Source organism: Desulfoluna sp. CLI2B (assembly GCF_056847375.1).
This window is the reverse complement of record NZ_CP186557.1, coordinates 4,179,694-4,206,146: the sequence shown is the minus strand read 5'-3', so window position 1 is coordinate 4,206,146 and position 26,453 is coordinate 4,179,694. Positions and strand designations below refer to the sequence as shown.

At 55.8% G+C, this 26,453-nt stretch carries 20 protein-coding genes and 2 tRNA genes; 12 read left to right on the top strand and 10 right to left on the bottom strand.

The window, feature by feature from the left end; translation table 11 throughout:
* The first annotated feature begins 103 nt into the window (after positions 1 to 103).
* Positions 104 to 1,267, top strand: a complete 1,164-nt coding sequence (gene hemW / locus ACOYW2_RS19620) for a radical SAM family heme chaperone HemW (RefSeq protein WP_482767664.1) — start codon at positions 104 to 106, stop codon at positions 1,265 to 1,267.
* Positions 1,268 to 1,417: 150 nt separating this feature from the next.
* On the opposite strand, the gene ACOYW2_RS19615 is transcribed toward hemW, so the two are convergent.
* The 3 genes from ACOYW2_RS19615 to ACOYW2_RS19605 all read right to left on the bottom strand — a co-directional run bounded on the left by ACOYW2_RS19615 (position 1,418) and on the right by ACOYW2_RS19605 (position 4,989).
* Positions 1,418 to 2,623 carry a DUF2333 family protein gene (locus ACOYW2_RS19615; RefSeq protein ID WP_482767663.1) on the bottom strand — a complete coding sequence of 402 codons (1,206 nt, stop codon included), beginning with the start codon at positions 2,621 to 2,623 and terminating at the stop codon, positions 1,418 to 1,420.
* A gap of 246 nt (positions 2,624 to 2,869) precedes the next feature.
* Positions 2,870 to 4,786 (bottom strand): selenocysteine-specific translation elongation factor, encoded by a 1,917-nt coding sequence (selB, locus tag ACOYW2_RS19610; RefSeq protein ID WP_482767662.1) that lies wholly within the window; start codon positions 4,784 to 4,786, stop codon positions 2,870 to 2,872.
* A gap of 29 nt (positions 4,787 to 4,815) precedes the next feature.
* Positions 4,816 to 4,989: a hypothetical protein gene (locus ACOYW2_RS19605; RefSeq protein WP_180139707.1), complete on the bottom strand. Its 174-nt coding sequence runs from the start codon at positions 4,987 to 4,989 to the stop codon at positions 4,816 to 4,818.
* A 400-nt stretch (positions 4,990 to 5,389) separates the two neighbouring features.
* Between ACOYW2_RS19605 and ACOYW2_RS19600 the strand changes: the two genes are divergently transcribed.
* The 7 genes from ACOYW2_RS19600 (at position 5,390) to ACOYW2_RS19570 (ending at position 11,929) form a co-directional block, all read left to right on the top strand.
* Positions 5,390 to 5,465 (top strand) — tRNA-His (locus ACOYW2_RS19600).
* An 8-nt stretch (positions 5,466 to 5,473) separates the two neighbouring features.
* Positions 5,474 to 5,550, top strand: a tRNA-Arg gene (locus ACOYW2_RS19595).
* Positions 5,551 to 5,873: 323 nt separating this feature from the next.
* Positions 5,874 to 7,229, top strand: a complete 1,356-nt coding sequence (locus ACOYW2_RS19590) for a winged helix-turn-helix domain-containing protein (protein ID WP_482767661.1) — start codon at positions 5,874 to 5,876, stop codon at positions 7,227 to 7,229.
* Positions 7,223 to 8,632 carry a LuxR C-terminal-related transcriptional regulator gene (locus ACOYW2_RS19585; protein ID WP_482767660.1) on the top strand — a complete coding sequence of 470 codons (1,410 nt, stop codon included), beginning with the start codon at positions 7,223 to 7,225 and terminating at the stop codon, positions 8,630 to 8,632. Before ACOYW2_RS19590 ends, ACOYW2_RS19585 begins: the two co-directional genes overlap by 7 nt.
* A gap of 206 nt (positions 8,633 to 8,838) precedes the next feature.
* Entirely contained in the window at positions 8,839 to 10,281 is a 1,443-nt protein-coding gene (locus ACOYW2_RS19580; RefSeq protein ID WP_482767659.1) for a reductive dehalogenase, read from the top strand.
* Positions 10,282 to 10,296: 15 nt separating this feature from the next.
* Positions 10,297 to 10,593, top strand: a complete 297-nt coding sequence (locus tag ACOYW2_RS19575) for a hypothetical protein (protein ID WP_482767658.1) — start codon at positions 10,297 to 10,299, stop codon at positions 10,591 to 10,593.
* Between the two features lie 403 nt (positions 10,594 to 10,996).
* The gene (locus ACOYW2_RS19570; protein WP_482767657.1) at positions 10,997 to 11,929 is read left to right on the top strand and encodes an FMN-binding protein; all 933 of its coding nucleotides are present in this window, start codon (positions 10,997 to 10,999) and stop codon (positions 11,927 to 11,929) included.
* Positions 11,930 to 12,212: 283 nt separating this feature from the next.
* Here ACOYW2_RS19570 and ACOYW2_RS19565 read toward each other — a convergent pair whose 3' ends face one another.
* Together ACOYW2_RS19565 and ACOYW2_RS19560 are read right to left on the bottom strand one after the other, a co-directional pair.
* Positions 12,213 to 14,366 (bottom strand): hypothetical protein, encoded by a 2,154-nt coding sequence (locus tag ACOYW2_RS19565; RefSeq protein WP_482767656.1) that lies wholly within the window; start codon positions 14,364 to 14,366, stop codon positions 12,213 to 12,215.
* Between the two features lie 38 nt (positions 14,367 to 14,404).
* A complete protein-coding gene (locus tag ACOYW2_RS19560; protein WP_482767655.1) occupies positions 14,405 to 15,445 on the bottom strand; it encodes a hypothetical protein in 1,041 nt (346 codons plus the stop codon).
* 27 nt (positions 15,446 to 15,472) lie between these two features.
* Here ACOYW2_RS19560 and ACOYW2_RS19555 point away from each other — a divergent pair, with 27 nt between their 5' ends.
* The gene (locus tag ACOYW2_RS19555) at positions 15,473 to 15,727 is read left to right on the top strand and encodes a hypothetical protein (RefSeq protein WP_482767654.1); all 255 of its coding nucleotides are present in this window, start codon (positions 15,473 to 15,475) and stop codon (positions 15,725 to 15,727) included.
* 243 nt (positions 15,728 to 15,970) lie between these two features.
* Positions 15,971 to 16,438 carry a hypothetical protein gene (locus ACOYW2_RS19550; protein ID WP_482767653.1) on the top strand — a complete coding sequence of 156 codons (468 nt, stop codon included), beginning with the start codon at positions 15,971 to 15,973 and terminating at the stop codon, positions 16,436 to 16,438.
* 157 nt (positions 16,439 to 16,595) lie between these two features.
* Here ACOYW2_RS19550 and ACOYW2_RS19545 read toward each other — a convergent pair whose 3' ends face one another.
* From ACOYW2_RS19545 to ACOYW2_RS19535, 3 genes are read right to left on the bottom strand one after another with little or no spacing between them, the layout of a single operon-like run.
* A complete protein-coding gene (locus ACOYW2_RS19545; RefSeq protein WP_482417695.1) occupies positions 16,596 to 17,747 on the bottom strand; it encodes a beta-ketoacyl-ACP synthase III in 1,152 nt (383 codons plus the stop codon).
* The gene (locus ACOYW2_RS19540) at positions 17,744 to 18,019 is read right to left on the bottom strand and encodes a hypothetical protein (RefSeq protein WP_482767652.1); all 276 of its coding nucleotides are present in this window, start codon (positions 18,017 to 18,019) and stop codon (positions 17,744 to 17,746) included. Before ACOYW2_RS19540 ends, ACOYW2_RS19545 begins: the two co-directional genes overlap by 4 nt.
* A 12-nt stretch (positions 18,020 to 18,031) precedes the next feature.
* The gene (locus ACOYW2_RS19535) at positions 18,032 to 18,787 is read right to left on the bottom strand and encodes a hypothetical protein (protein ID WP_482419627.1); all 756 of its coding nucleotides are present in this window, start codon (positions 18,785 to 18,787) and stop codon (positions 18,032 to 18,034) included.
* Positions 18,788 to 20,824: 2,037 nt separating this feature from the next.
* Between ACOYW2_RS19535 and ltrA the strand changes: the two genes are divergently transcribed.
* Entirely contained in the window at positions 20,825 to 22,102 is a 1,278-nt protein-coding gene (gene ltrA, locus ACOYW2_RS19530) for a group II intron reverse transcriptase/maturase (protein ID WP_482767651.1), read from the top strand.
* A gap of 156 nt (positions 22,103 to 22,258) precedes the next feature.
* Here the strand turns inward: ltrA and ACOYW2_RS19525 are convergent, their stop codons facing one another.
* Together ACOYW2_RS19525 and ACOYW2_RS19520 are read right to left on the bottom strand one after the other, a co-directional pair.
* Complete coding sequence (locus ACOYW2_RS19525; protein WP_482767650.1) at positions 22,259 to 24,451, bottom strand: M14 family zinc carboxypeptidase; 2,193 nt, start codon at positions 24,449 to 24,451, stop codon at positions 22,259 to 22,261.
* Positions 24,452 to 25,044: 593 nt separating this feature from the next.
* Complete coding sequence (locus tag ACOYW2_RS19520; protein WP_482767649.1) at positions 25,045 to 26,286, bottom strand: hypothetical protein; 1,242 nt, start codon at positions 26,284 to 26,286, stop codon at positions 25,045 to 25,047.
* Here ACOYW2_RS19520 and ACOYW2_RS19515 point away from each other — a divergent pair.
* Positions 26,270 to 26,410: a hypothetical protein gene (locus tag ACOYW2_RS19515; protein ID WP_482767648.1), complete on the top strand. Its 141-nt coding sequence runs from the start codon at positions 26,270 to 26,272 to the stop codon at positions 26,408 to 26,410. The two genes, ACOYW2_RS19520 and ACOYW2_RS19515, sit on opposite strands and share 17 nt — an antisense overlap.
* The last annotated feature ends 43 nt before the right edge of the window (positions 26,411 to 26,453 follow it).

The window sequence follows — 26,453 nt, the reverse complement described above, 5'->3', positions numbered from 1 at the left end:
GGTTTTATGTGGTCCCTTGCGGCACTTTTCTGTGGCGGTCCCCAATCATGGGCTGATATAGGAAGCGTATGAACCCATCACCCCAAAGGGAGACGTTTGCCCCATGAACCCCGGTCTCTATATCCATGTTCCGTTTTGCCTTCGCAAATGCCCGTATTGTGATTTTTATTCCGAGTCCTCCCTGTCACAAAAGAAGGCGTACCTTGAAGGGGTTGTCCTTGAGATGGACCTTGTGGCCAAAGACCTTTGCGAGGAGGCTCCCTTCGATACGGTCTACTTCGGCGGGGGGACCCCATCCCTTCTCAAACCGTCTGAGGTGGCCCGGCTCCTTGAGGCGGCCCGCAGCCGGTTCTCTTTTGGGGAGGACGTGGAGATGACCCTGGAGGTAAACCCCGGGACAGTGACCCCGACAACACTGGCCGGTTTCAAGGAGGCCGGGGTGAACAGGCTTAACATCGGGGTGCAGTCCCTTGATGACGGCACGCTCTCGTTTTTGGGGCGTCTCCACAGCGCCGGGGACGCAATGGCTGCTCTGGAAGCGGCGCGTGAATGCGGGTTTTCCAATATCGGGGCTGATCTCATTTACGGGGTACCGGGTCAGGAACTGGCTGCGGTGCGTGCGGATGTGGCGGCCCTTCTCTCCCACGCCCCGGAGCACCTCTCTTGCTACATGCTGACCCTGGAATCCGGAACCCCCCTTTATGTGCGCCACGGCAATCGTGATTTTTCAATGCCTGGGGACACCGAGCAGGGGGCTTTTTTTGGTGCGGTTTCGGATGCCCTGACGGAACACGGGTACCTCCACTACGAGGTCTCCAATTTTGCCAGGGGGGCCGGTTTTGTCTCCCGTCACAACACCAAGTACTGGGAGATGGCCACCACGGTGGGGCTCGGCCCGTCAGCCCACGGATTTTATACCGGAGGGGATGCCCGTGTGAACCCCGTGCGGCGGTGGAACGTGGCCCATATCGGTACCTGGCTGGAACATCTGGCCAGGGGAGAGCGGCCCGTGGAAGGGGAGGAGGCCCTGGATCGGGAGGCCATGATGACCGAGGCGCTTTATCTGGGGCTGCGGCGCATGGAAGGGGTGGACTTGGGGGCGCTTTCCCGGCGTTTTTCACAGGATCTGGTCCAGGTGCTTGCGCCGGTGGTGAAGGGGTTTGTGGACGAGGGGCTCATGGTGTCCAACGAAGGGGCGGTCCGCCTGACACGAAGAGGTTTTGCCGTGGCCGACGGCATTGTGCTGCGTCTCCTGCAGGCCCTGTAAGGAGAAGCTCTATACTGTTTTCCGGAATCAAAAAAGCCCGTTGCCTCAATAATGAGACAGCGGGCTTTTTGTTTGACAGCAGTATCGAGTCAGCGCAGGCTACCTATCACCTATCACCTATCACCTATCACCTATCACCTATCACCTGTATTAGGTGCTCATGGTCTTGATGACAAACTGGATGTAGGCCCGGGCGTGGCTGATGAAGGCGGCCATGTTGGCTCTGTGGTTGGCAAAGAAGCCGCTGTAGTCGCTCTCCTGAACCACAAGGGGGTCAAGCTCGGTGGCGTGCTGGAGCATCAGCACGGCGTGGTGCAGGTCATTGGCTGCACCGCGGGAGTCCAGGACCGGTGCGAAGTCCACCATGACGGCTTCCAGGATGGTGGCCATGGCCCTGGAGACGCCCTGGGCATAGTAGAAGTAGTCGTCGGCCTTAAAGGTGCTCACCGGGGCGCCGCTCTCTTCATGGGTCTTGACCAGGTCGTCGTCACAGTCCCCCAGAAGGTTTTCGTAGCTGCTGAGCAGGGGGATGAGGTTGTCGGCCCGGGAGTGGAAGGTGGCCTTGTTCCTGTTCAGGCGCTCCCTGTAAGTTTTCAGTTCGTCGATGGCCTGGGCGTAAGACTTTTCAGGTGCGGGGAGCCAGTATTTTTTCGGGTCGTTGTTGAACTTGGCTCGGGCCAGGTTGAGGTTTTTATCGAACTTGATGGTGCTGCCGGTTCGGGCGATGCGTTCCACGAGTTTTTCCGTGGTGCGCCGGGTGACCTCCAGAACGCCGAGCTGGTAGTTTTCCACGTTGTCGGTGAAGAGGGTGAGGAAATCGTTGGGTCGCCAGCCCAAAGAACGCTGGGTGAGCTCGTAGTCCAGGGGTTCGATGAGGGCTGTGACAAAGGCGGTGCCCCGCACGGCGTTGGGGAAGAGGTCAGCCACATCCTGTTCCAGGGAGCTGTGGCCGTCTTCGGAGGCTGATCCGTGGGCCTGGGTGTCCACATGAAGGGTGGCTTCGTGGTCCTGGGTCGCAGCGCCGCCGTGGACGGCTGCCGGGGTGCCGTGGGTGTCGGCGACGGCGTGTGCCCCAGGTTCCGCCGCCGTGTCATGGGATTGCTCGTCAGCAGCGTCCTCTTCCGGATGGCTCGTGTCCAGCATTTTTTTAAGGGCGTGGTCGGCGGATTTCAGGGTTGGGTTGTTGTCCACCACCTGGTGGTAGGGGGACGGGTGCTCGTCGCTGCCGGTGAAGAAGTAAAACAGTTTGGCGCCGCCCCAAAGCACCACGAGGGTTGCTATGACGGCAAGGCCGACCCGTGAAAGGATGTATATCTTGAACTCTTTGCTTAGCTTGTTTTTTCCGGGATCACTCATGGTTTCTCCTTCTCTGCGGGGACATTCGATGACTGCTTGTTGATGACTCGGTTAGCGACAGGCAACAGTATGCACATTTTTGGGGTAGAAGTCAAAAATCTAAGGTGTGGTGAAAGTGAGCTGCGGAGTAAGTAAAACCCCGGTGATCACCGGGGTTTTGTCGGGACGGGATTTACGGGCTGCCGCGGCAAAAAAAGGCGTCGCCCCGGTTTCTTCCGGGCCGGGGCGCAAAGGTTAGTGGGGCTTTTAACTGCGACCCCTGAGCTGCCTGGCATCTCCCACCCGGATGGTGAGGTTCATGCCGTCGTAGTGCTCCAGAAGGGGAATGAGGTACTTGCGGGAGACCCCGCCGGTCATCTCCTTGAAGTCCGCTGTGGACATTTCGGTGTTGGACTCAAAAAAGGCCATGACCCGGGACTTGAGTCCTTCAAGGGCCGGCTGGTGAAAGTAGAGGTCCTCTTTGACCTTCATCAGGACCCCCTCTTTAATAAGGAGGAGGAGGACGTCCTTGGCCTTGTTCACGGGAACCCCCAGCGACTCGCACAGGGCCTTGAAGTAAGGGGGCGTCAGGGCGGTCTCGGTGTAGGCGCTCACAATGTCTTTTTTCAACTGCTCCTGGTCCACCTGAAGTTCCACGGTGTGGGAGGCGAGCTTGACGGTGTCGGCGGTGAGGACCACGGCGTTTTCACCCACCAGGTGGTTGAGGGTGAGGGTGAAGACCCGGCTTCCCAGCACATCGGGGAACTTGGACTTGAGCTCCTCTTTGGGCATCCCCTCCTTCAGGGGGTTGGCCTTGTGGTACTCGGCCAGGTACTCCTGGGCGATGTCGGTGAGGCGGGTGAAGGTCTCGCCGTGGATCAGCGTCCGGGTCTCTTTGTCCGTCTGGATGACCACGCGCTTGGAGAGGAGCCCGGACAGGGCCCCGGTGAGCTGCTTCTCACTGCAGTTGGTCATGAGCTTCAGGTCGGAAAAGGGCAGACCCGCGTAACCCGCCTGGACCACATGGAAGGAGATGATCTCCGGGAGTTCGTTTTCCATGAGGCCGGAAAGGCCCGTGATGACATCCTCTCGGAGGCGTTTGTGCTTCGGGGGGATGGGGTTCAGGATGCGCCCGCCGCCGATGGTGCGCACCGGAGAGTAGCTTCGGATGACGTAGCGGTCGTCCTTGATGCAGGCCACGGGCTCTTCCAGGCGCAGCTGGACCGCTGCGGTGTCTCCGGGGTCCAGGGTCTCCCGGTCAAGGAGGATCAGGTAGCCCAGGACCTCGCTGGTGCCGGTGTGCAGGCGGATGCGGGTGCGGTTCTTCAGGGGCTTTTTGGAGCTGGGCAGGTAGAGGAACTCCACGTCCATGAGGTAGCTGGGCTTGATGTCCCCGGGGGTGGAGACCACCTCGCCGCGTTGGATGGCGCTTTTTTCCAGGCCCTGGAAGTTGATGGCAGTGCGCATGCCTGAGGAGGCGGACTCCACGCTGTCGCTGTGGACCTGGATGCCGCGGACTTTGGACTCGGTGCCGGAGGGGTAGATGGTCACGGCATCCCCCACGGAGATCTTTCCTGAAATCACCGTGCCGGTGATGACGGTGCCGAAGCCCTTCATGGTGAAGACGCGGTCCACGGGAAGACGGAACACGGAACTGGTGCGGCGCTGGGGCACCACGGTGGACAGCTCGGTAAGGCTCTTTTTCAGGTCATCCATGCCCTCGCCGGTGACGGAGGAGACGGGGATCATGGGGGCCCCTTCTAAAAAGGTGCCTTCGAGGAACCCGGCGATGTCCTCCTGTACAAGCTCCAGCCACTCTTCGTCCACGAGGTCGGTCTTGGTGAGGACCACCACGCCGTGGGAAATTCCCAGGAGTGAGCAGATTTCCATGTGCTCGCGGGTCTGGGGCATGACCCCTTCGTCTGCGGCGATGACCATGGCCACGATGTCGATGCCCGTGGCGCCTGCCACCATGTTTTTCACAAACTTTTCATGGCCGGGGACGTCCACGATGCCCACATGTTGGCCGTTGGGCAGGTCCATGGCGGCAAACCCCAGTTCAATGGTGATGCCCCGGGTCTTCTCTTCTTTAAGCCGGTCCGTTTCAATGCCGGTGAGGCTGCGGATGAGGCTGGTCTTTCCGTGGTCTATGTGTCCGGCCGTGCCGAGTATAATCTGTTTCAACGACCCTTTGCTCCTCTTTATATGCACATCTATTTGGTTTTTCGGTGACGCCAGTATGCGGACAAATAGCTCAGGCCCAGCAGAAGCAGGCCCAGAGCTGCGGAATAGACGATCCCCTTGCCCGGGTAAAACAGACGCATCAGCAGCGTCCCGAAAACAAAGGAGAGAACCGCACGTATAATAAAAATGGTCACTCGTTCCATATAAGTGCACCTCAAGGCGATGATTCGCCGTCCGGGTTTCATGTGTCGGGGTGGATAAACGCATGCCGGGCATGCATGAAATCTCTGCCCCTTGGCACGGTTTCATACCTATTATAGTTGGCTGGTGGGGGTCAATAGGCAATGTCCGGAACAGGGCAGGCCCAAAGCTGCGGGCCGATGAACCACCGGTCTCTTTGGGGTGCCCCGCGGCCCTGAAACGCCCTTCTTCGGGCCTGCTCCGGATTTTCTTTCCAGTGCTTGAAATGTGAGCTCAGGCGTATCGGCGCACAAATTCAGGGGCTTGTTGACGGAGCGGGAAAAGGCGGGGAATTTTTTTGCATCCATGCTTGAAAAACCCTTGTCATGCCCAGATTCATCGGGTATAAGTCTCTTGTTTTTGGTGAGCGTAGCTCAGTTGGTAGAGCCCCGGATTGTGGTTCCGGTTGTCGCGGGTTCAAATCCCGTCGTTCACCCCATACACTTTGCGCCTGTAGCTCAGCTGGATAGAGCGCCGGACTTCGAATCCGTAGGTCGCAGGTTCGAATCCTGCCAGGCGCGCCATTTGGAAGACCAAAGCCCCTTCTGCGGAAGGGGCTTTTTTGTTTTGGTCAAGCCCTTCACATTCCACGGGATCTCTGTGGTATTGCATGCCAAGGATTGTCTTGGGATCGCCTTTCGTTTTACCTCTCTGTGGTCACCCCATCCCCCGTTTGAAACCCTTTGTGTAATACACTCCAGCCAAAAAAGTGGGGCAGGGGTGGGGCAAATAGTCTCGATTCCCAAAAAAAACTGGGGCCACATTGGATGGCCCGTAAATCACGCCGTGATGCCCCGGGGAAAGAGATAGGAGAAAACTCTGTGGGTATGGTATATATTTGGCCGTTTTGCAGATCAAAGGAAAGGTTCAGGATATTACGATGGATGCACTGCTGATAACCAAATTCCATATGCCTCTTCTTCCGGATGAGGCTGTCCCAAGGCCACGCCTGAGCAACAAGCTGTCATCCACGGCCAGGGTATCCCTTATCTGTGCCTCTGCGGGATTTGGAAAAACGAGTCTGGCCATTGCCTGGCTCAGCCGGCAGGCATGGCCGGTGGCCTGGCTTTCACTGGATGAAAACGATAATGAGGCGCATCGTTTCTTCAGCTATCTGCTCACTGCCCTGAACCGTTGTGTGCCCGGGGTTGCCAATAAATCCCTTGAGCGTTTGTCCTCCCCTGCTTCGCCTGACGTCATGGCTGCCATGACGCAATTGATCAATGACCTGGAGCGGGCAGGCCGTCATGTTGTCCTGGCCCTGGACGACTACCACCTGATTGAAAATCAGGAGATTCATGCTGCGGTCGGTTTTTTGATCAATCACCAGCCGCAGCACCTGCACCTTATTCTCATCAGTCGCACAGAGCCCCCGTTGCCCATTGCCAGGCTCCGCTCGAAAAACCAACTGAATGAGATCGGAACCGAGGAGCTGCGCTTCAACACGGAAGAGGCCCGCTGTTTTTTTAATCACTCCATGTCCCTTGGTTTGACAGAGGATCAGATTACCAAACTGGAGAAGCAGTCCGAAGGGTGGATTACGGGATTGCAGCTCGCGGCCCTGTCTTTGAGGGAACGCCTGGACGCAAATGGATTCATCGACAGCATGTCGGGAAAAGACCGGCATATTGCGGACTACCTCGTCAGTGAAGTTCTTGCTCATCAGGATCGGGAGATACAAGAGTTCCTGATGCAGACATCCATTCTTAAACGGTTTAACGCAGATATCTGCGACGATTTGCTTGGCATTACCAACAGCCAGCAGATCCTGGAAACACTGGAGAGGGGAAACCTCTTCATTGTCCCCCTGGACAGCAACCGGTGCTGGTACCGGTATCATCACTGGTTTGCCCAGATGCTCAGCAATCGCCTTCGCACGTGCGGCAGGGAAGCGGTCACTGGCCTTCACCGGCAGGCAGCAAGCTGGTTCATGGCCCACAGCATGTGGGAGGAGGCCATTGATCATGCGCTGGAGGCAAAGGACTACGACCGGGTGATCACGCATCTGGAAACGCACATCGACCGGATACTGGCCCGTGGGCATTTCAATATCTACCTTCAGTGGTTTAAAAAGGTGCCTGCAGACTACATGCCGTTGACCCTGACTTTGCACCAGTTGTTCTTTTTCTATGAGATGGGGGAGTTTGAAGCCTTTGATCAATGCCTCCAGCGTATCGGGACGCAGCTTGGCCCCCTTTGGTAACAGCAGGCCGACGGCGGGGAGTAACATCCGAGCAGCGAGGTATTTTTTTAGCCATCAAAGGTATTCGCAGCGCCTCTTTGTTTGCCGTGGATGAAGCAAGGGGCCATTTTCATGACGCCCTGAGTCTGCTTCCTGAAGAGAAATGCTTCTGGCGAACCCTGGCACTTGGTGGCTACGGATTCTGCCAGCGGGTCAGCGGTGACCCTGACACGGCAATACAGATTTTCAGAAAAGCTGTCTCCATGGCTTTTAATGAGAATCTCTCTTTTTGCTTTTTTATGTATTCCATAGCGTTGGCAAAGCTCTATATGGAATATGGCCAACTCCAACAGGCGCTGGAAACCTGCCGAACACTGGTGGTCTATCAGGGGGCCGACCATGGAGATGTTCCTTTTTCAGGACTTGCCCATGTTGTCATGGGACAGGTGTACTACCACTCAGGCGAACTTCTCCAATCCGAAAAATACCTCAAGCGCGGGCTGAAAAAGATCATAAAAGACGGTGACGTCTTTTCCGTGAACAGTTGTGTGCTTGCTCTGTGCCTTCTGGACCAGGGCAAGCCGGATCAAGGCATCGAGGCCATGGATGAGATGAGAGCTTCCATTGGCAACTTGGCACCACCGGATTCCGTCACCCTCATGGCTGCATCGTGCAAAACCCTTATCCACACACTGAGCGGCGAGCCAGTATCGACGGATAACGGATTTTTGCCCCAAGGGGGTCGCGATCTTGCCGGTAAGGAATATCCCGACTTGTCCCCCTTGAACTTTCAGGGCATCTACCGAACCGGTCAACAACCGTTGACATGTTATTCAAATGTCATCCAGCTTTTTGCTGCCAAAATAGCTGTGGAAACCCATAGAGCCGATGAGTCGCTTACCATACTCAATGAGCTTGCATCAACATTCGATGACAAAACCAGTCTGCTTTTCAGGGCGGACGTATTGATCCAGATGGCCCTGGCCCATCGCCGGCTTGGCAATGAGGTCCTGGCGGTGGAGAGCCTGGAACGCGCCGTGCTCCTGGTTGCGCCTGAACACTATTGTCAGATATTCATTCGGGAAGGCCTGCCGATATACGAGCTTCTGAAGCAGGTCGGCAGGCAGCTGGGCCCCGATAACCAGGATGTAATGGGGTTTATCGAGCTCATGATGGAAAAAACAGCCGAGCTCTCCCGGCCCGTCAAATCACGGCATGCTCCCTTTGACCTGACACCGCGTGAGCTGGAGGTGCTGGCCTGTCTGGCCAAAGGCGCGAATTACGCAAAAACAGCTGCGCAGCTCTTTGTCTCTGTGAATACCTTGAAAACACACATCAAAGGGATCTACAGCAAACTGGCTGTGGGCAATCGCACCCAGGCCATCAACAAAGCCAAGGATTTCAGGCTTCTCCCGCCTTCGTAATGGCCGTGGATAAAGCGGCGCTCTTCTCCCACCACCGCCTCAATACATCATGATGCCCTCACCCTTTTGTGTGACGTCCGGCTATCTGCAAAATCACCCTCTGGGGTGATTTTTTTTCTCCCGTCTCCCTTTACTATGAACAGAGACAACATACACACGCAGGGGCACCCCCTGCAGATTTTTGTTCATGACTGGGAGGTGGAAATATGAGTGGGTCGGGTTCTCGAAAATCAACCTATCACTCGACAGTGGGGCGTCGCGATTTCATGAAGATGCTCGGGATTGGTGCCGGAGCTGTGGGCGCCGGGGCTGTCGGCCTCGGCTCAACGGCCGCACCGGCCTTTGCCGATCTGGATGAGATGATGGCATCGCCTTATGCGGAGCGCAACTTGCCCTGGTGGGTCAAGGAGGTGGATGAGCCCACCGTGGAGATTGACTGGGAGCATATGGAGGTTTTCCCCGGGGTCCATAAAACCCTGTTCAATCCCGATGGGTGGGATAACAAGAAAGAGTACATGGCGATTCACGCGCGCAACATCGCCTCCACAACCGAGAAGGTGAAAAAAAACGTAACGGGCTATTCCATTCGCGACCGTGCTCTGGGAGACGCCAACTGCTGGGGGTGGGGAGCACTGAGCTCCATCGCTCCGTCGTGGACCGGTCCTGAGGTGGAGTCCTTCAACGGCTGGGAACATCCGACCATGCTGCGCCAATCGTGGGGATTCCGGTATGAAGGCACGCCGGAGGAAAACTCGCGCATGGTGCGCGTTGCCGGGCGCATTTTCGGTGCTGCCGACATGGGCTTTGTCAAACTCACGAAAAAGACCAAAAAACTCCTTTATGGGAATATCCGCTTTGAGAAGGTTGACAGGGGCTACGATGCCGGAAACGGTACGGTCGTCCTGCCCGATAAGGACTTGTGGGTTATCTGTGCGGTCATCCCTCAGTCGCTGTGGATGGCTCAGTACACAGACCGCATGAGCTGGGCTTCGGCCAACACCGCCGCTTACTCCAGGGCAAATATCTACTCCAACCGCATCAATGTGTTCCTGCGCGGCCTCGGGTACCAGCACTACGGCGGAGATACAAGCGCCATTGGCCGTAGCGTGGGCTTCGGCATCATGTCCGGCATGGGGGAGTACGGTCGTGCCGGTATCCTTGTCAGCCCCCAGTGGGGCACCAACTTCCGTACGGTCATGCTCACCGTAACAGACCTTCCCCTGGCAGAAACCAAGCCCATCGACGCCGGGATCATGAACTTCTGCAGGGTCTGCAAGAAGTGCGCAGAAATGTGCCCGTCCGGCGCCATTCCGAAAACCGATGAACCGTTCTGGGGGGGAGACAAGTCCTGGCAGGCCAGAGGCATCAAGGGGTGGTATCAGGACGCCAAGAAGTGTTTTGCCTACATGCTCGGCGGCGATCCGGACTGCAGCCGCTGCCAGGCGGTCTGTCCCTTTACCAAGTTCGATGAAGCCGTCATGCATGACCTGGTTCGCATGTCCATTGCCAAAGCCCCGGCCCTCAACGCGGCCATCCGGAAGATGGACGACGTCTTTGGCTATGGTCAGGAACCGCCGTTGGAGAAGTCTCCCTGGGATGTCGATCCCATGGATATTCCCCTGTACGGTCTCGACAAATCACGCTCTTAGGAAAAGGAGAATGTCATGCGTATCGTTAGCTGGAACTGGTTCTGGTATGTGTTGCTCGGGTTTATCATGGGAGGGGGGGCTGCTTACCTCTTCACGCTGCTCAAAGAGAAATGCGTGAGGCTGGTCTGGTATGAATGGGTCCTGACCCTTTTGGCGTTTATCACCTTTATGCTTCTGGGGCAGACCTTCATTGGCTCCTTCAACGAAGGCGAACCCCGGGCTGCCTGGTTAAGCGTTGTTTTTATGGGGCTGCCCATCGTCATCATGGCTGTCGTGACGTTGCGGTCGGTTCGTGCCAGGCTGGATGTATAGGCAAGAGATCGGGCCCTTCTGATCGCAAGCTTCTGTTCCGATGGGCGAGCCCATGGAACACGGATGGTCTGCGCACCGGGACCAACAGGCCGAGGGCAGAAAGGGCCCCAGGGTAAAAAAAGATGTCATCTGAATCCACGATAGAAAAGAAAAAGTCGACCTGCAGCCATCACCGCTCCCGAAAAAGGGAGCGTGTATTTGCCGTTGTGGCCATGCTTCTCATCATTGCGGCCTGGGCTGTGGGGTTTACGTTGGAACATGCAGATACAGAGTCTTATCTGTATCAGGCCATGCCCGGGGCGGACCGCCTCGAACAAACATCCCAGGGAAGCTATGCAGCTTATGGGGCTGGCCAGCTGATCGGCTACATAGGCGTCGGGGAAGGAACCGGTTACGGGGGGCCATGAGCGTGGCGGTGGCAACGGATCTTGACGGCAAGATCACGGGGCTTGCTGTGATTCGTCACAGGGAGACGCCCGAGTGGTTTAAACGCGTTGAAGAAAGCGACTATTTTTCCTGCTTTATCGGGAAAAAATTCAGCGATCCCTTTGGGCTTGGCGACGATATCGACGGCGTCAGTGGAGCGACGTACACGTCCCGGGCAGCGGCGCAGGCGGTCCTTGAGGGCAGCCGGTTTGTGGCTGAGAAAAACCTGGGTTTTCCGGTTTCAGCCAAAAGACCCGTAAATGTTGTCTTTGGCCCGCCGGAGGCGGTGCTGCTTGTGCTGTTTGCCCTTGGCTTCCTTGGCCGTCGCAAATCGTTTCGTCACCAAAAAAAGGTGCGCTGGCTCAGTATGCTCACCGGCATGATCGTCCTGGGATTTATGTATACCAACCCGTTGACCCTGTCCCTTGTCAGCAAAATGCTGTTAGGGTTCTGGCCCGATTGGCATACCCATCTGTATTGGTATGTGCTGCTCGGCGGAATCCTGTTTTGCCTGATATCGTCCGGTAAAAATCCCTACTGTGAGTGGTTTTGCCCCTTCGGCGCTGCCCAGGAGTGCCTCGGCACAATCGGCGGGGCCAAATCCCATGCCGTTCCACGGTATAAGCGTCTGCTTACGTGGCTTCAGCGAGGCCTGGCACTGGCGGCCATTCTCATTGCCATGGTGTATCGCAATCCGGGGATATCCAGTTATGAAATATTCGGCACCCTGTTTGACCTGAAGGGAAGCATTCTGCAGTTTTTCCTCTTGGGGCTGGTGGTGCTGGCGTCTCTGTTTGTCCGTCGCCCATGGTGTCGCTATCTTTGTCCGATCAAGCCGATTGAATCGTTGATCAGGCTCCTCAGAAAGTGGGTGAAAAGCTATGGCTCAGCCAAAACACACGTTCCGTAACGCAAAAGAGAGACTGAGTCCGTATTTTGTCCTTCTTGGGTCCCTTCTGATCATGCTCCATGTTGGAAAAAATCTGACAGATGAACTGCGGGAAACATCGCACATGGAGCCACCATCCTCGTGGCCTGCAGCGCAGTAAGCAAAAACCAGCACAAGCCAGGTACCGATAATCGGTCATCTTCACGGTGTTGTCGCCCAAGACCCGGGTGTTCTGCTTCGGGGGGAATACATCTTTTTTCATTGCCTCCGGCGGGTCAGCCGGAGGCAATTCAGGGCAGGCGTGTTACATCAAGTCCACATCCTTTGCTTCGGCGATTTTTACCAGGCGCTCTTGCAGATTGGGGCTGAGGTTGTCGATGATGTCTTCGAGGTCGATATCATCAAAGCCATGGGCTTCGAGGAATTCGTCGTCAGAGATACCGCATTCGATGAGGGTTTGGATGGATTCAAAAGCCGTGTCACCTCTTAAGTAGGTGTCGAACCGCTCCATCCAGGCCGCCTTGTAATCTATCTGCTGGAGCGCTTCCAGGTCCTCGATAAGTGCCTGCGGGCAACTATCATCCGTGATGAACAGATGATAGGCGGTGATGCGGTCGTCTTTTTTGTGCTCGTTGCACCACAGGCCGAATCGCAGCATCTTTGCATTGCAGAGAAACCTTACGCCCCGGGCGGTTTTTTGAATCACGCACCATTGGTAGTGGGTGTGTTGGTGGTCCTCTAAAATCTCGGCTTTTATCTCCTCGTAGCGATCTTCGGTGATGGCGTCGTCTGAGGGAGGGTATTCGGGCACGAGATAATCCGTCAACTCGTCGCCGGAAACCGATTCTTCGTCGTAGGGGATCTGATGTTGCTTTAACCGTGCTTCGAAATATTGGGGCAGGCGGGCGATGTTTTTTTCCAAGGAACGACGCACTTTGTCTAAGGCCATTTTATCGAGTTCTGCCGTGAGTCCCTCCTGGCTGCCCAGGACGCGGGTGGCATGGCGATAGATTTTCATCAGGCGTCGCCGCGGCAAGCGGTGCACACCTATCTGGAGCTCCGAACGGATCCCATCAAAGGGGGCATCCAGGTAAGGCGAGCTCTTTTTCATCGCCTGTGCGGGTGCGATCCCTTGGAGGTAAAGGGTCAACAATTGGAGGTAATGCAGTTGCGCAGCGGAGAGGTCACCCGGTCGTTCCGGGTCGATGTCATACACATCCCCATCGTCGTATATCCTGTAGAGCTGATAACTCCAATAGGCATCCTCTTCCAGGCCCAGGGGCTTTAAAGACGAGAGAGTGTCCATAAAAAGCTCCATATCGTCTATGTTTTCCAGTGCCGGCAGCATGCCGCTGAGCTGGGAAATCACCTTCATCGGAGCCATCTGAAAGGCGATTTTTAAAAACCTTCGGAAGATCTCCACCCCTTTGAGCGAGGGGATCTGCACAGCCCAGTAGGCCATGACCATGGCAAGGGTTGTCTCGTCCTGTGACCCATCAATCCATCCATACCGGGGCTGGTGTTTTGCAATCTCATCGTCGTCGATGTCTGCGTACCGGTTGAAGTACTTCACAAACGCATCCAGGGCCTTCTGGCCCGATTTCTTTTCAAATTCCCCTGTGCGGACATAGTGTTCCACCGGTTTCCAGTGGTGGTAGTTTTTAAGGATCTCTTTTTGGTGATTCTGCCGGTATTCGGTATCGTATACCGCATCTTTTTCGCTTTCGTACTCATCAAAAAGGGTCCATTGGCCCTGGCTCCCCAGGCAGGAGAGGATGAACCGGGGGCCGTAATCTTCAAGATACGCTATGGCTGCCGTGGTAAGGTCACCAAACGCTTTGTCCCGGTTATCCCGAACGGCGAGATAGCTGGCCATGACGGCGGCAGCTGGCGGGGAGGCCGGGCAGGTTTTTTTCCCTTTTTCCTCTGCTTTTGACTTTTCCAGGGAAAACCATTGCCTCAGGTAGGGGGCCGCCTGTTTTTCGTTTTCCTGCAGGAGCCTGAAGAATTTCGGCAGTGTTCGGTGGAGGTCGCTGAACTGGTACCAGTCCCTGATGTTGGTTGGCAGGACCTCGAATTGTTTTTTAAAGGTGGTGGGGAAACGCTCTTCCAACTCCTCGTCTGTGGCAATGTTCAGCTCGTCCACAAGCCCGCGACGGGTCTCGCAATAGATGGGGGGAGAGGCCATGCATCGGTGCATCACGTCGTAGAACCGGAAAATTTGCTCTTTTCCCAGGATGGGATCCTGCGTGAGGCACTCTTTTGCATAGGCGCCCATCTCCCTGAAAATCCACTTTTCCATGGGAGCATATTTTGCCTGCAAGGCCAGGTCGGAAGCCATGGCGCACTTGGCTTTTTTGGCCCCTTTTGCCAGGTCGGTTTTTTTGACGGCGTCCAGCACCTCCGGCCCTTCCCCCGTGGCAATGTAGTGCCAGAGGGCCTCTCCGTCCGGCAGCACCTTTGTGATCACCTCCTGCCAGGCATCGGCCTCCGGGGTTACCTGCTGCTCCTTTGCCCGGCCTTCCCGGTTTTTTTCTTGTTCTTTTTCGGCAAGGGATAAGACAATGGGGCTTCCAGGCGCTGTTCCACATCAGCCTTGAGCTCCTCGGCTTCCTCTTTGGCGTCGGAGGTCACAAAGGGCTGCGAGAGGTAGGCATCGGCGTCGAAATCATCGTCCCAGAAGTCCACGGTTCCCTGGACGTACAGCATCTCCATGACCAGGGTGCGAAGTGGGGTCTCGTTGTACTCGTCGAGGTCCTTAGAATACTGGAGAAACGGCATCTCTCGGTAACGATCCGCCAGCATCTGCTTGAATGTGTCGTAGGCGTCCGGGTGTTCCCGGAAGTGGGTGATCAGGTCGAAATTGCTTTCGATGGGGTCCCCGCTGTCGTCGTACCCGTCATAGGAGTCATACCCCAGCATGTTTTCCCGAACCGTGGCGTTGTCGGCATAGCAAAACGCCTTCAAGGTATCTTCGGTGATGCCCAGATTGTTTTTCCAGGCGGCCAGGCGATAGAGGGGTTCGTGCATGTGCTCGTCATCCCAGTACGGCACCAGAAAGCTGGCCAGCAGGTACCCGTATTTTGGGTAGCGGGTGGCGACGATGTGCAGGGGCTCGACCCCAAAGGGGGTCTCCACGGTGATCCACATCTCGGACGAATCGTTTAACCCGCGGGCATACTGAACCATGGCTTCACAGGTTGCCTTGATATCCTCTTCCAGCTCGGGATGGATCACGGCGCACAGGAACAACAGGTCTTCTCCGGTCATGGATGCCTGGAGGTTATCCATGTCGGAATCCTTATGGAAGTAGTAGGCGTCTTCCATGAGGTATTTTTGAAGGTCCGGATGATCGTCAAAGGCGGAAAACGGAATATTGTCACCGGTATGGTAAAAATGGGCAACACAATAGGAGGCGGTAAATGCGTCACCTGTTTGGATTAACTCTGTATATCGTTTTAACGCACGGCGCATGCTGGCAATATCTGCCGGGTGATAATTTATGGCATATTCCGGGGCGTTTTCTTCTAATCTCATGTGAACCTTTTTCGTTGAATGTTATTCATGAACATCACCAAGGATGGTGCTTCATTGCAAACCAAGCCAGACTTATCAAGGAGTTTTATGGTTAAAAAGCCGTTTTCTATTTGGGGATGTTTTAGCAAGGTGTTTGTTCGATATAAACAACGTCAGGAGAAGCAAAAGAGGACATTTGCAATAAGCGGATGTTCTTTGACCGTCCTGCTGTATATGTCGTCCCATGTAACTGAAAACGACCTTCGTAACGAAACATCACACATGAATCTGACCGCCTCGTGATTTGCAACACTGTAACCCAAATGCAGCACAAGTCTGCATTCAGGTTCGATTTCTTCCTTGTGTAAGATAAGCATTTTTTGTATTACGGGGTGGTCAAGGGCGGAGAAGGCTGTATGGGTGGGAAAATAGCATGATCAGGTATGGATCGTTTTTCTCTCTTTTTGCTGCTTTTGGATCTAAAAAGACAGTGTGTGCTGAGTTGGTTTTGTTATTGAATGTATGAGTAAGGATGAAGGTGTTGCAATGGGATTACTTGATAAGTTGAAGGCCGTGAAAAACGCCGTAACCGGCGGTGCGGCAAAGGTTTATGTAGAATGTGACGGATTTTCCTTTACCGAGCCTTTTACGGTGACGGTTGTTGCGCAAACCAAGGATGCTCCGGTGAAAATGAGCCGTGCTTATTTGAAGATTCAGGGCGAAGAAGAGGTTCAGGTGCCCGACGTGGACGTGGCCTTTGATTCCGATGGCGACGTAGAGCGGCGTACGGAGACGGTGCGGGCCTCCCATGTGACCGTAGATATGGAATACACCGTGGTTGATGGCCAGGAGCTTGAAGCAAATAAGACCTATCGCTGGGATGTTGAGGTGGAGCTCCCTGCCGATGCGCCGCTTATTTATCGGGGCCGTTTCTGCGAGCATACCTATAGCGCTTATGCAGGGCTGGACTGCTTCGGTAACGATCCCGATTCCGGCTGGGTAGCCATTGCCTAAAGGAGGCTCTCGTGACCACGGCCGATGGGTGTGGTTGCATGCCGTCTTTCGGTAACGCATAACAGGAAAAGGCCCGGGAAACATCCCCGGGCCTTTTTTATTCCCTGTGGCCCGGCACCCCCGCCTTTGGTGCCGGGTCGTTACTTACCCGATGGAATCACACGGCATCGAGAAGCATGTAGGCGTTGGAGAAGCGTCCGCTTTCCGGGATAAAGCAAAGAACCTTGTGGCCCTTTTTCAGGTTGCCGGACTTGAAGAGTTCTTCCAGCATCACGTAGATGGAGGCGGAGCCCGTGTTGCCCTTGGTGCTCAGGTTGGTGAACCACTTCTCGTAGGGGATGTGGAAGCCGATCTCCTGCATCCCTTTGTAGAGGGGCTCTTTGAAGAAGTGGGAAGAGAAGTGGGGGAGGAACCAGTCGATCTCGTCGGCGACGAGTCCCTTTTTCTCAACCACTTTTTTCAGGTGACGGTGAACGGCCATGTTCACGATGTTGTCGCCGAGGAGCCGGGTGTCCTGCTTCAGGGCAAAAAAGTCTTTGTCCACGGCTTCTTCAAGGGAGTTGGTCTGACGGAATCCCACCATTTTTCCTTCTTTGTTTTTCCTTCCCCCGGAGTACATGCACGTGTCGTAATCGCTGGCAAAGGAGATGTGGTCGATCCAGTCCACCTTGAGGGAGAGCCCTTCGGGGTTCTGTTCATTGGACATGTAGACGGCACCTGCCGCATCCGAGAGCATCCATCTCAGGAATTCGGCGTCAAAGATGAGCTCCGGGTTTTTGTCGATGTCTTTGGTGCCGTTGGTCTCTTTGTGCCTGAAAAAATTGGAGCGCAGGATGGACGAGGCGATTTCAGAGCCCGTGGTCACGGCATTCTTGGAAAAGCCGGACGCCACGTTCATGTAACCGAATTTAAGGGCGCTGATGCCGCTCAGGCAAATGCCTGCCGTTGAGATCACCTCACAAGGTGTGGACTTGAGCTCGCCGTGGACCATGAGGCCATGGCCCGGTGCCGTCACATCAGGTACGGTGGATCCGCAACACAGGCACTCGATGTCGCTGGCCGAAAACCCGTTGTAGGGCTTGAGCCCTTTGATGGCCTGGGCCGTGAGTTCCGCATTGGTGTGGGTCATCTCACCGGTGTCCTTGTCCACGGCATAGTATCGGGTCTTGATGCCGTTGTGTTTCAGGATCTTGTTGCGGATTTTCGACGGGGTTTCGTTGATCATACCAAGGACAGATTCCATTTCGTCGTTTCCAACAGGGGCATTAGGCAGTGCAACAGCGATGTCGTTGATGTAGACGTCTTTCATGGTTGGCTCCTTTGTGTTGAAGGTGAAACGTTATGGATTAACAACAATAACATCGGGTACGTATAAGGCAGAGCCAGGCTGCCAAGGATTTCCGGCTGCCGGGCAGGCTTTTTTACGCGCCCCTTATCCGTTGCAAAGGGGTTGTGAAGTGAGGCCAGATAGGCCCCCACGCGGCCCTGGAAAAAGAGCCGGAGCACCAGGCTTCCCACCAGGCACATGGGCACGATGACCAGAATCGAGAAAAACAGCGAGAGGAAAAACAGGAACTCCATCGATCAAGACCATCAGAGGCGGCCGGAGAGTCTCGCCAGCTTGGCCCAGGGCCAGAAGAGGAGCAGGCCGAATTTTTCCGGCAGCATGTATTTGCCGCTCACCTCCGGCACCTCGTCGCTCAATTTGACCAGGCGGCACTCGTCCAGTTCCTCTTTTTCCAGGGCCACGGCAAGGCGACTGCCAACGCTTTCCAGGGAGTCGATATCCCGGGAGGAGACCCCGGCGGCCGGCAGGGAGCGGATGACCTTTTTTCGCCCGGTGAAGAGCCACAGGGGGGTGGTGAGGAAGGTGGCTGAAGCGGGGCCCTGGTCGATGAGCACCACATGACCGATAATTCGGCCGCCAAGCCTTCTCACGAGGGTACTGGCCTGGAACCAGGCACGGTGCCACATGTTCCGGCAGGCATTGACCATGACCACGGGCGTTCCTTCAAGAACTTTAGCCCCTTTGGTGTGCAAAAATCCCAGCATGGGAAGGGAGAGTTTCAGGAACCACACATGGTACCCCAGGATGACCAGGTCGTAGTCCCCAGGTTTTAACTCCATTTCGGGTGTTTCCATGGCCGGCGGGACCTCGAGGTAGGCTTCGGGAAACACATCGAAGAAGCGGAAAAAGGTCCATGGGTAGGGGTAGGCCTTTTTAGGAGAGAGCACCAGGGTCTCGACCTCCACTCCCTCCAGCGCTTTGAGGGGCCGGGTAAGGGATTCCAGGCACTCCCCGAGCTGGCCGCTTTGGGAAAAATAGATACACAACACGCGTTTCATCATCCGACTCCTTCGTTTAAGGTCAAAATGGGCAAGGCTATACGTTGATGAAAAATGAATGAGGCACGTCTTCACACAGTCCGCGGTTCAACGCGTGGACTATCCCGTCTATGCACAAAGCCCACGGGGTCCATCTGGCTGCTCTTCAGGTTCCGGCCTTTGATGACGGGAAGGCGTTTACTCACCTGTGAGAGGCAATAAAAATGCCTCTTTCCCGGCCTGTGAGGCGTGTCGGCGTGACCCTGGGGCAGTCATCTTCCGGGGCGCCGGCTGGTGAACGCAATTGTCTTCGTCGTCATGGCTGCTGCCTCGCGTTGGTTGCGGGCTGAGCAATGGGCCTGATCGCAGGGAATAAATGATTTTATTTCAGAATGGAGAATAAGGAAGGATCGCCAACTTGACACACCTCGGGTGTGTCTATATATTGACTGGCAACAGTGAGAATACCTTTCTTATTCTCATGCCTTGGGAGTACAGGGTGTGGCCGCACTCTGTGCTCCTTCTTTTTTATCTGAAGCGTTTTGAATCAAGTTAAAATTAAGAAGGTGCCCCGGCAACGGGTGTCAACGTTATCGTTGTATTACAGGAGGGGCAATCGCGTATGCTTGGTGGTGGTACTTGTCTGGTGTTGCGAGGCTCAAACTGGAACATTTATTCGTTGTGTTCAGTTTATAGAGAGACGGTTTTTCTTTGTCAAGATATTTTGAATGACTTTTTTACTCTGCGCTTTTCGTGTGTGCTGAGTGGCGATTTTGTGCCAGTTTAAAAGTAGTTAAAATATGGCGCGGGTGGGGTTTTACTGTGTTTAACTATCTGTTTATATAGGGTATGTGCCTGGGTGGTGACGTTTCTTATGTGTGATGTCTAAAATTAATTGTTCCATGAATTAGAAAACGATAAAGGACAAAATTTATCTCTCCTAACGACGTTTTTAATTCGTCTGTTCGCATGGCGGTACCCTTAAGAAAGAGCATTTTGTTTGCTTTTTCATAATCATAAAGGGGCGGCGCCAGAAAAAGGATAGACCCACATAACGTGGGTTTTGGATCGGTTTGTGTTTCTCTTTTATTAAGATATTGTTTTATCTTTTTAAATTGTTAATCCTTGCTAAGTATGTGGGCGTGTCTGGGGGGGGGGCTGTTCTTTGTTTGTGTGGGGAAGGCTGTTGACAGTGTTTCGCAAAGGTGGCGATATCCGTCGCCGAGGGTGGAGATGTCATCAGTTCTTACGTACTGACGGGGCAAGGGCTTTGGCGTTTGCCTGCCGGAGAAGGCAAAACGGGCGACTCGGAGGAGTCGCCCGTTTTTTGGTTTGCCCGGCAAAGCCGGCACCCCGTCTGCTTGAAAGAGAGCAGAGATACCCCGTCCGAGGGGAAATCAATCCGAATCGCAAGGGCGTTTCTGGTAACGGAAGGGTCTGAAGGAAGCGATAGGGAGTGAACGGTACATAGCGCAAGCGAACCTGATACGGCTCGTGCAGTGGGTAAGCCTGCCAAATAAGGCAATGCCCGATACTCGGACAGACTGCAAGAGTGATTGAGGATGGGATCGTTCACAGGGACCGGAAATTAACCGGGGAAGCCCTGCAGAGTTCTAAAAAAAAAGATATCACCCAACAAGAGGAGACTCAAGGAGGGGGAGATGCTTTGCAGGGTGGCAGATGAGCCCGTAGTAGTGATGAAATCTCAGCCTGAGAAGCCCGGTAACGGAGTGGAGGAGAAAACAGAGATGATCAGCATCATGGACTGTTGAGGCTGCCGGAAAGCCAAAAGCGCCGACAGTTGCGAAGGGGTGAAGTTTAATCGAAAGCTTTGGAAGCAGAACGTGAAGATGAGCGGAGAACAAGCCGCCTGACGAGGCGGGCAAGTGGTAATGAAGTCCCCCTGGGAACAGGGCTCTTTAAGCAAACTGCTCTCATCGGAGTAAGCGACGCAGATGGCTGTACATTGCCGAATACGGATAGAAAGCAGGCAGGCGTTGCCGAAGACTCGAAACGCATCACCGGAACGATCTGACAGAAGAAGCGAAGCAAGAGGAAGAGATGGGAAAACGAGTCTGGTACAGCCTTTACGATCGGCTTCTTCATCAAGAGGCACTGACACGGGCATTCAAAAAGGTGAAATCGGCGAATGGAGCTCCCGGGATAGACGGGCAGTCCTGCAAAGATTTTGCCTTGGAACTGGACACAAATATCCAATCTCTTCTGATGGAACTAAAGGGGAAGAGTTACCTGCCGTCTCCTGTGAAGCGAGTCGAAATCGACAAACCGGATGGCGGCATCAGGAAAATCGGTATCCCTACGGTTCGTGACCGAGTGGTCCAACAGGCGTTAAAGACCATACTGGAACCCATCTTCGACCCGGGCTTTCATCCATCGAGCTATGGGTACCGCCCCAGTCGAGGTGCGCAGGATGCCATCGCCAAAGCAACGATGTTCATGCGCGATTACAACCTGAAATGGGTTGTGGATATGGATTTGAGTAAGTGTTTTGACACGTTAGACCACGACCTGATTGTTCAGGCAGTTCGAGAGAAAGTAGCAGATCGCAGTATCCTGAATTTGATTCGAATGTTCCTGACAGGTGGAGTGTTAACCTCCGGCGAACTGGAACCGACAACCGTCGGTAGTCCGCAGGGTGGCGTCATCAGTCCACTGTTAGCCAATATTTATCTGGATAAGTTTGATCAGTATATGAGGCGACGGGGGCATCGAATCACACGTTATGCAGATGATATTGTCATCTTCAAAGCGAGCAAGGCAGGGGCAGAAAGAGCACGGGAAGTGGCAACGGGCTATCTCGAGGTGAAGCTAAAGCTGACGGTTAACCAGAAGAAGACTCATATAACGAGTCTGTGGAAGGGAGTACCGTATCTCGGGGTGGTTATCGGTTCGAGGTACACCCAGGTGAAACCCGAACGAAAGAAGGCCTTTAAAGAAAAAGTCCGGAAGTGCACTCGACGCAACACCCCAGTGAATCTTGCGAAAGTCATTTATGATCTGAATCCTATTCTTAGGGGCTTTGCCAACTACTTTAAAGTGGCAAACTGCAAGGGATGGTTCAGGGAGATGATGGGGTGGATACGAAGACGCCTGCGAGCAATCCAGATGAAGTTATGGAAGAAACCTCGAAAGCTTCACCGCAGACTCAGGCAACTGGGCTACACCGGTGAGTTCGAGAACATCCGGATGAGTTCGTGGCGAAATGCGGCATGCCAACTGAGCCACTGGGCTATATCGAATAAGTGGCTTGAAAAACTCGGACTGTTCCAGATGGACAAGATAGAGACGGGAGTGCTTCCCCAGCCAATGCTGGGATAAGGTTGGACAGGAGCCGTGTACGAGGTCCGTACGCACAGTTCTGTGAGAGGGATGAAGCAGAGCTGATCACTCTGCTTCACCCTACTCGATTTTCGGGGGCCTTAGCCCGGATATTTCACGAGTATAGTGCATCCATATTCAAGGCTGCACGGTCCCTTACTGGTAGGACACGCTCAAGCTCACCCCGGAGAAGGCGGAGTAGGCCCGGATGCCGATGTAGGTGGCCCCTGCATTGGGAGAGGCATTGGTACAGGTTTCGTTGTTGCCCCATTTGTAAGGCCTGCAGTCGTAGTCGGACAGGGTTGGCTTTTCGCCGAAGCGGGTGTAGAGGTCCGCGTCGCCTGAGCCGTTGTCGATGTCAATGGTGAGGTTTGCTGCCCCTGCCGGGAGGATGACCTTGTAGTAGAGCCAGTCACCTTTTGCCGCGGCAAGGTCGGTGAGGGTCTCCCCGTTGGCGATGACCGGGACCCCGTCATCGGCTGTTACCACCACCTGCTGGGTGGCGTTGGCTGTGAGACCGTCGTTGTCGGTGACCGTGAGGGTCACCGTGTACGATCCTGCCGCGCCGTAGGTGTGTTGCGGGTTGGTCTGGGTACTGGTGGCCCCGTCTCCGAAGGCCCAGGCACGGGAGGTGATGCTGCCGTTGTCGTCGCTGCTTTCGTCGGTGAACTGGACGGCCAGGTCTGTGGCATCAAAGGTGAAGGATGCCGTGGGTGCCCCGGGTTGGGCCACGGTGAGGAAGAGGGCACTTACGGCGCCCCAGTTGTTAGCTGCATCTTTGGCGCGTACGAAGACCATGTGCTCGCCGGGGGTAAGGCCCGAGGTGTTCACGTTGCCGGTGATGCCTTCGGAGGTGGCGTTAAAGGAGCCATCGGCGGCATTCAGGGCGTGGGTCACGGCACCGGGGGCCCATGGGGGCGTGTCCACGGTGTATTCGGCAGCGGCGATGGCCTGGGAGGATTCCGTGCCGTTGGCGCTGCTGTAACGGGTGTCCACGGCCGTGGCTGTCAGGGTGCCGTTGGCGCCCAGGGCCAAGGTGATAATGTCCGGCCCTGCCGGGATTTTGTATGGGGCCCGGGCCACTTTGGCCGCGTAGATGAGTGCGGGAAGGTTGCCGGGGAGGATTTGGTTTTCATAGGTTGAGCAGGACTGGAAAAAAGCGGTGCCCAGCTCAAAGCAGTATCCGGCGATGCCCAATTCGCCGTAGGCGTAGTCGTCGGTGGTGCCGGTGGTGGGGTAGAGGCCCACGGCCTGCTGGGGGGTGTACCCGTTGAAGTAGGCGAACTTCCTGCCCAGGGTCTGGAGCTGGGTGCCGTTGGGGGCGGGGTTGCTTGTGTCGCCCCAGGGCCAGAGCACCAGCTCGCTGTAGCTGTGGATGTCGATGTACAGGCCCGAGGCGTCGTCGGAAACCAGGCCCCCCGGGGTGCCTCCGTTGTGATCCTCGAAGATGGCCTTCATGTAGTTCTGAACGGCCTGGGTTTCAGGTTCGGACGCCGCGTGGGAGCCCCGGTAGGTCTGGTCGCAGGTGTAGGTGCTGGCCCCGCTGCCGCCCCAGTGAAAGTCAAAATTGCGGTTCAGGTCCGCGCCGGGGGTCTGGTGGGCGCAGTAGTCGGTGTTGTGGTTTTTCCGCCAGGATGCACCGCCCTCGGCCTGTTTGCGTCCGTCGGGGTTGGCGTGGAGCATGAGATGGACTTCATGGTGATCCAGGATCCACCTGCTGTCCGCGTCGGTCTGGTAGGTGTCCACGAGGCGGTGGGCAAAGGCCAGGGCCAGGGGAGAGGTGGTGTACTCCCGTGCGTGGATGGCGCTGGTGATGAAGAGTTTGGGTTTGTCACCGGTGAGGGTCTTGTTGGTGAGCTTCAGGACAAAGAGGTCGTAGCCGCCGCTTGTGTTCTTTTTTTTCCAGGAATCCCCGGCATCGATGATCTCAGCCAGGTTGGGGTTGGCCGTGACCATGGCCTGGGCGTCGCTGAAGGTGGCTTCCACCGTTTTGTAGCAGGGGTAGCCGGGTATGGTGTCCGCTGATTGTGCGGACAGGGCCATGGGGGCTGCGGCGTCTTTCCGGTGGAGGATGTACCCTTCGTGGGGCTCGATACGGAACCCCAGGGACGTGAGGTACGCCTCGTCTTTCACGGTGGCATGAATTACCAGAAACCCCTCATCGTAATTGATCTCCGGCGGGGTGGGCTCAAAGGACTTGATCACGTAAAGGGCGACCTCTTTGTCCGTAAAATAGGCCTTGACGTACCGCCTTGTCTCCTCGCTCTTTGTCTGGTCGGCAAAGGCTGCGGTCCCTAAGGTCATCAGAAGAACACTCGCGAAAAACAGGCATAGACATTTGGATCTCATGCACATCTCCTTTTCGTTGGGTTAAGCGTCCGGTGCGTGGAACAGGACCTTTTTGATGGGCCGGAGACGCCCAAATGCATGGGGGTTCGACCCATCACGACAATCGGGGGGGAAAGATCGTAAGCACATCGCGAGGTGTAACGGTGACCCGAGCGCGATGTGCGTCATGGGTTTTCGCATTACCGGCAGGGCCATGGGGACTGGCGCCTGGTTTTTTTGTCTCTATACGTTGGTTTTCAACGGCTCTTGGGCCGGAGGCGTGATGCTTTTTTACTGATACCGTGAGTCAATGGCGGGAAGATTATAGCTTGTGTCGTGATGATAACAGGCATTTGATTTCGTTGGGTATTATATCGTCGTTTTTTTGGATGTCAAGGTGGCGGGACTGGGGTGAGGGGGGAAGGTGATGGCGGAGGAGTACGTTTTATGGTGGCGCCCGGAGCATCGCACTTCCGCGCGTTTAATAAAACGCGTGGGCGCGATGACACCGGGCACAACGGGCGAGTCGGGCGGCAGTGGCTTAAGGTTCATACGCTCTCAGGCCATATGCCGGGCCGTGATGGCGTGAACGCCGCCCGACCCCATGTTGCACCTTACTTTTCGGGGTAGAGGAAGGCAAAGGCCTCCTCTTTGAAAGCGGCTCTTTCGTGCATTTCGGCTGTGGCCTTGTCGATGTTGGCGGCAAGGGCAGGCACGGCGTTTTCAAGGATCGCCAGGTAGTGATCGGCGTCCTGGGCGGTAAAGGCCGGGATCTTCCAGGTTTTGACGGTCTGCTCCGAGACCACCATGGAGAGAACCGCGCACATGCCGGGCATGATGCCGCCGCCGCCCACCAGATTGTGGAGGTCAGAGGACATGAAGGTCACGCCTCCGGCGTCCTGACTGACGATGGTGGCCAGCTCGCCCACGATGCGGACTTTATCGCGCGCCGTGTCTGCTTCCGCAAGCGAGCTGCCCAGGGCGGCGATGCGTTCGCCCAGCTCACGGGTGCCCTTTGCCATGTCTCCTTTTCCCCTGGGAAAGGCGGTGTCGGAGTGGGTGCAGGGAAGGCCTGCTGCGTTGATCCCTTTGATGAGGGCGTCAAAGACCGAGGGGTTGTCCACCTCTTTGTTCATGCGCACCCAGAACATCTCTTCCCGGTTGTCCTTGAAGACGGCAGGGGCATAGGCCTTGCTCTCCAGAACAAAGGTGGGCAGGGCGTCCAGGCCCAGCTCTTTCATGACCCGGCCCTTGTCTCCGAGCATGACGTTGCCTTCCAGGTCCTCGTCCGGGCCCAGGCCGCCTTCGCTGGCGTTGATGACGGCCATTACCGAGACGGGAATATCGTCGATGTCCAGGACGGTACCGATGATTTTTCCCACCTTGCCGGGCATGTCCTCAACCCCGGTGACGAACTGTCCCGGGTATTTTTTTTCAAAGGTGTCCACCACGGCCAGGCAGGCGGCGGTCTGAAGGGCCACGGGCAGCTCCAGGACGCCCTGGCCGTAGATCCTCCCGAAGGCGGTGCAGGCCACGGTCTGGCTGTAGATGGCGTCCATGCCGATGGCAAGGCGGGCCAGGGTAGCTTCATAGGGGGTGATGCCCCGGCGGGTCCGGGCCGTGCCTGTGCCGCCGTCTTCAGTGGCGACGGTGACGGTGCCGGTCTCGATGTCCGCATCCACCGAGGCGATGGTGGTGCGTGCGGGAAAGGCTTTTCGCAGAAGGGCGGAGACGACGGCAAATCCTGCGGAATCGTCCTGAACAAACCCGAAGTTGGTGTGGACATGGCCCGTACCCACATGGCCGCTGATGCCTAACGTACCGCGGGATACGTTGCTTTTGGAAATCTTCATCATGCTGTCTCTTTTTTTAACTGTTGAGAACAAATATGCCGCCTGCGGTTTCGCAGCCGGCACAGGCGGTACAGAGAAAAACGACAAATCTGCCCCCGACTGGGAGCCGGAGGCAGATGCACGCTGAGTCGTTTCCCAGGTGTATCGGGGAAACGTCCGTAAAGGAGAGG

Bases quoted from the DNA above. Each gene is read 5' to 3' on its own strand.
- ACOYW2_RS19580 (WP_482767659.1), top strand. From the start codon at position 8,839: ATGAGTGGGTCGGGTTCTCGAAAATCAACCTATCACTCGACAGTGGGG.
- hemW (WP_482767664.1), top strand. From the start codon at position 104: ATGAACCCCGGTCTCTATATCCATGTTCCGTTTTGCCTTCGCAAATGC.
- ACOYW2_RS19615 (WP_482767663.1), bottom strand. From the start codon at position 2,623: ATGAGTGATCCCGGAAAAAACAAGCTAAGCAAAGAGTTCAAGATATAC.
- ltrA (WP_482767651.1), top strand. From the start codon at position 20,825: ATGGGAAAACGAGTCTGGTACAGCCTTTACGATCGGCTTCTTCATCAA.
- ACOYW2_RS19550 (WP_482767653.1), top strand. From the start codon at position 15,971: ATGGGATTACTTGATAAGTTGAAGGCCGTGAAAAACGCCGTAACCGGC.
- ACOYW2_RS19575 (WP_482767658.1), top strand. From the start codon at position 10,297: ATGCGTATCGTTAGCTGGAACTGGTTCTGGTATGTGTTGCTCGGGTTT.
- ACOYW2_RS19540 (WP_482767652.1), bottom strand. From the start codon at position 18,019: ATGGAGTTCCTGTTTTTCCTCTCGCTGTTTTTCTCGATTCTGGTCATC.
- ACOYW2_RS19535 (WP_482419627.1), bottom strand. From the start codon at position 18,787: ATGATGAAACGCGTGTTGTGTATCTATTTTTCCCAAAGCGGCCAGCTC.
- ACOYW2_RS19525 (WP_482767650.1), bottom strand. From the start codon at position 24,451: ATGAGATCCAAATGTCTATGCCTGTTTTTCGCGAGTGTTCTTCTGATG.
- ACOYW2_RS19605 (WP_180139707.1), bottom strand. From the start codon at position 4,989: ATGGAACGAGTGACCATTTTTATTATACGTGCGGTTCTCTCCTTTGTT.
- ACOYW2_RS19570 (WP_482767657.1), top strand. From the start codon at position 10,997: ATGAGCGTGGCGGTGGCAACGGATCTTGACGGCAAGATCACGGGGCTT.
- ACOYW2_RS19555 (WP_482767654.1), top strand. From the start codon at position 15,473: ATGAACATCACCAAGGATGGTGCTTCATTGCAAACCAAGCCAGACTTA.
- ACOYW2_RS19520 (WP_482767649.1), bottom strand. From the start codon at position 26,286: ATGATGAAGATTTCCAAAAGCAACGTATCCCGCGGTACGTTAGGCATC.
- ACOYW2_RS19560 (WP_482767655.1), bottom strand. From the start codon at position 15,445: ATGAGATTAGAAGAAAACGCCCCGGAATATGCCATAAATTATCACCCG.
- ACOYW2_RS19545 (WP_482417695.1), bottom strand. From the start codon at position 17,747: ATGAAAGACGTCTACATCAACGACATCGCTGTTGCACTGCCTAATGCC.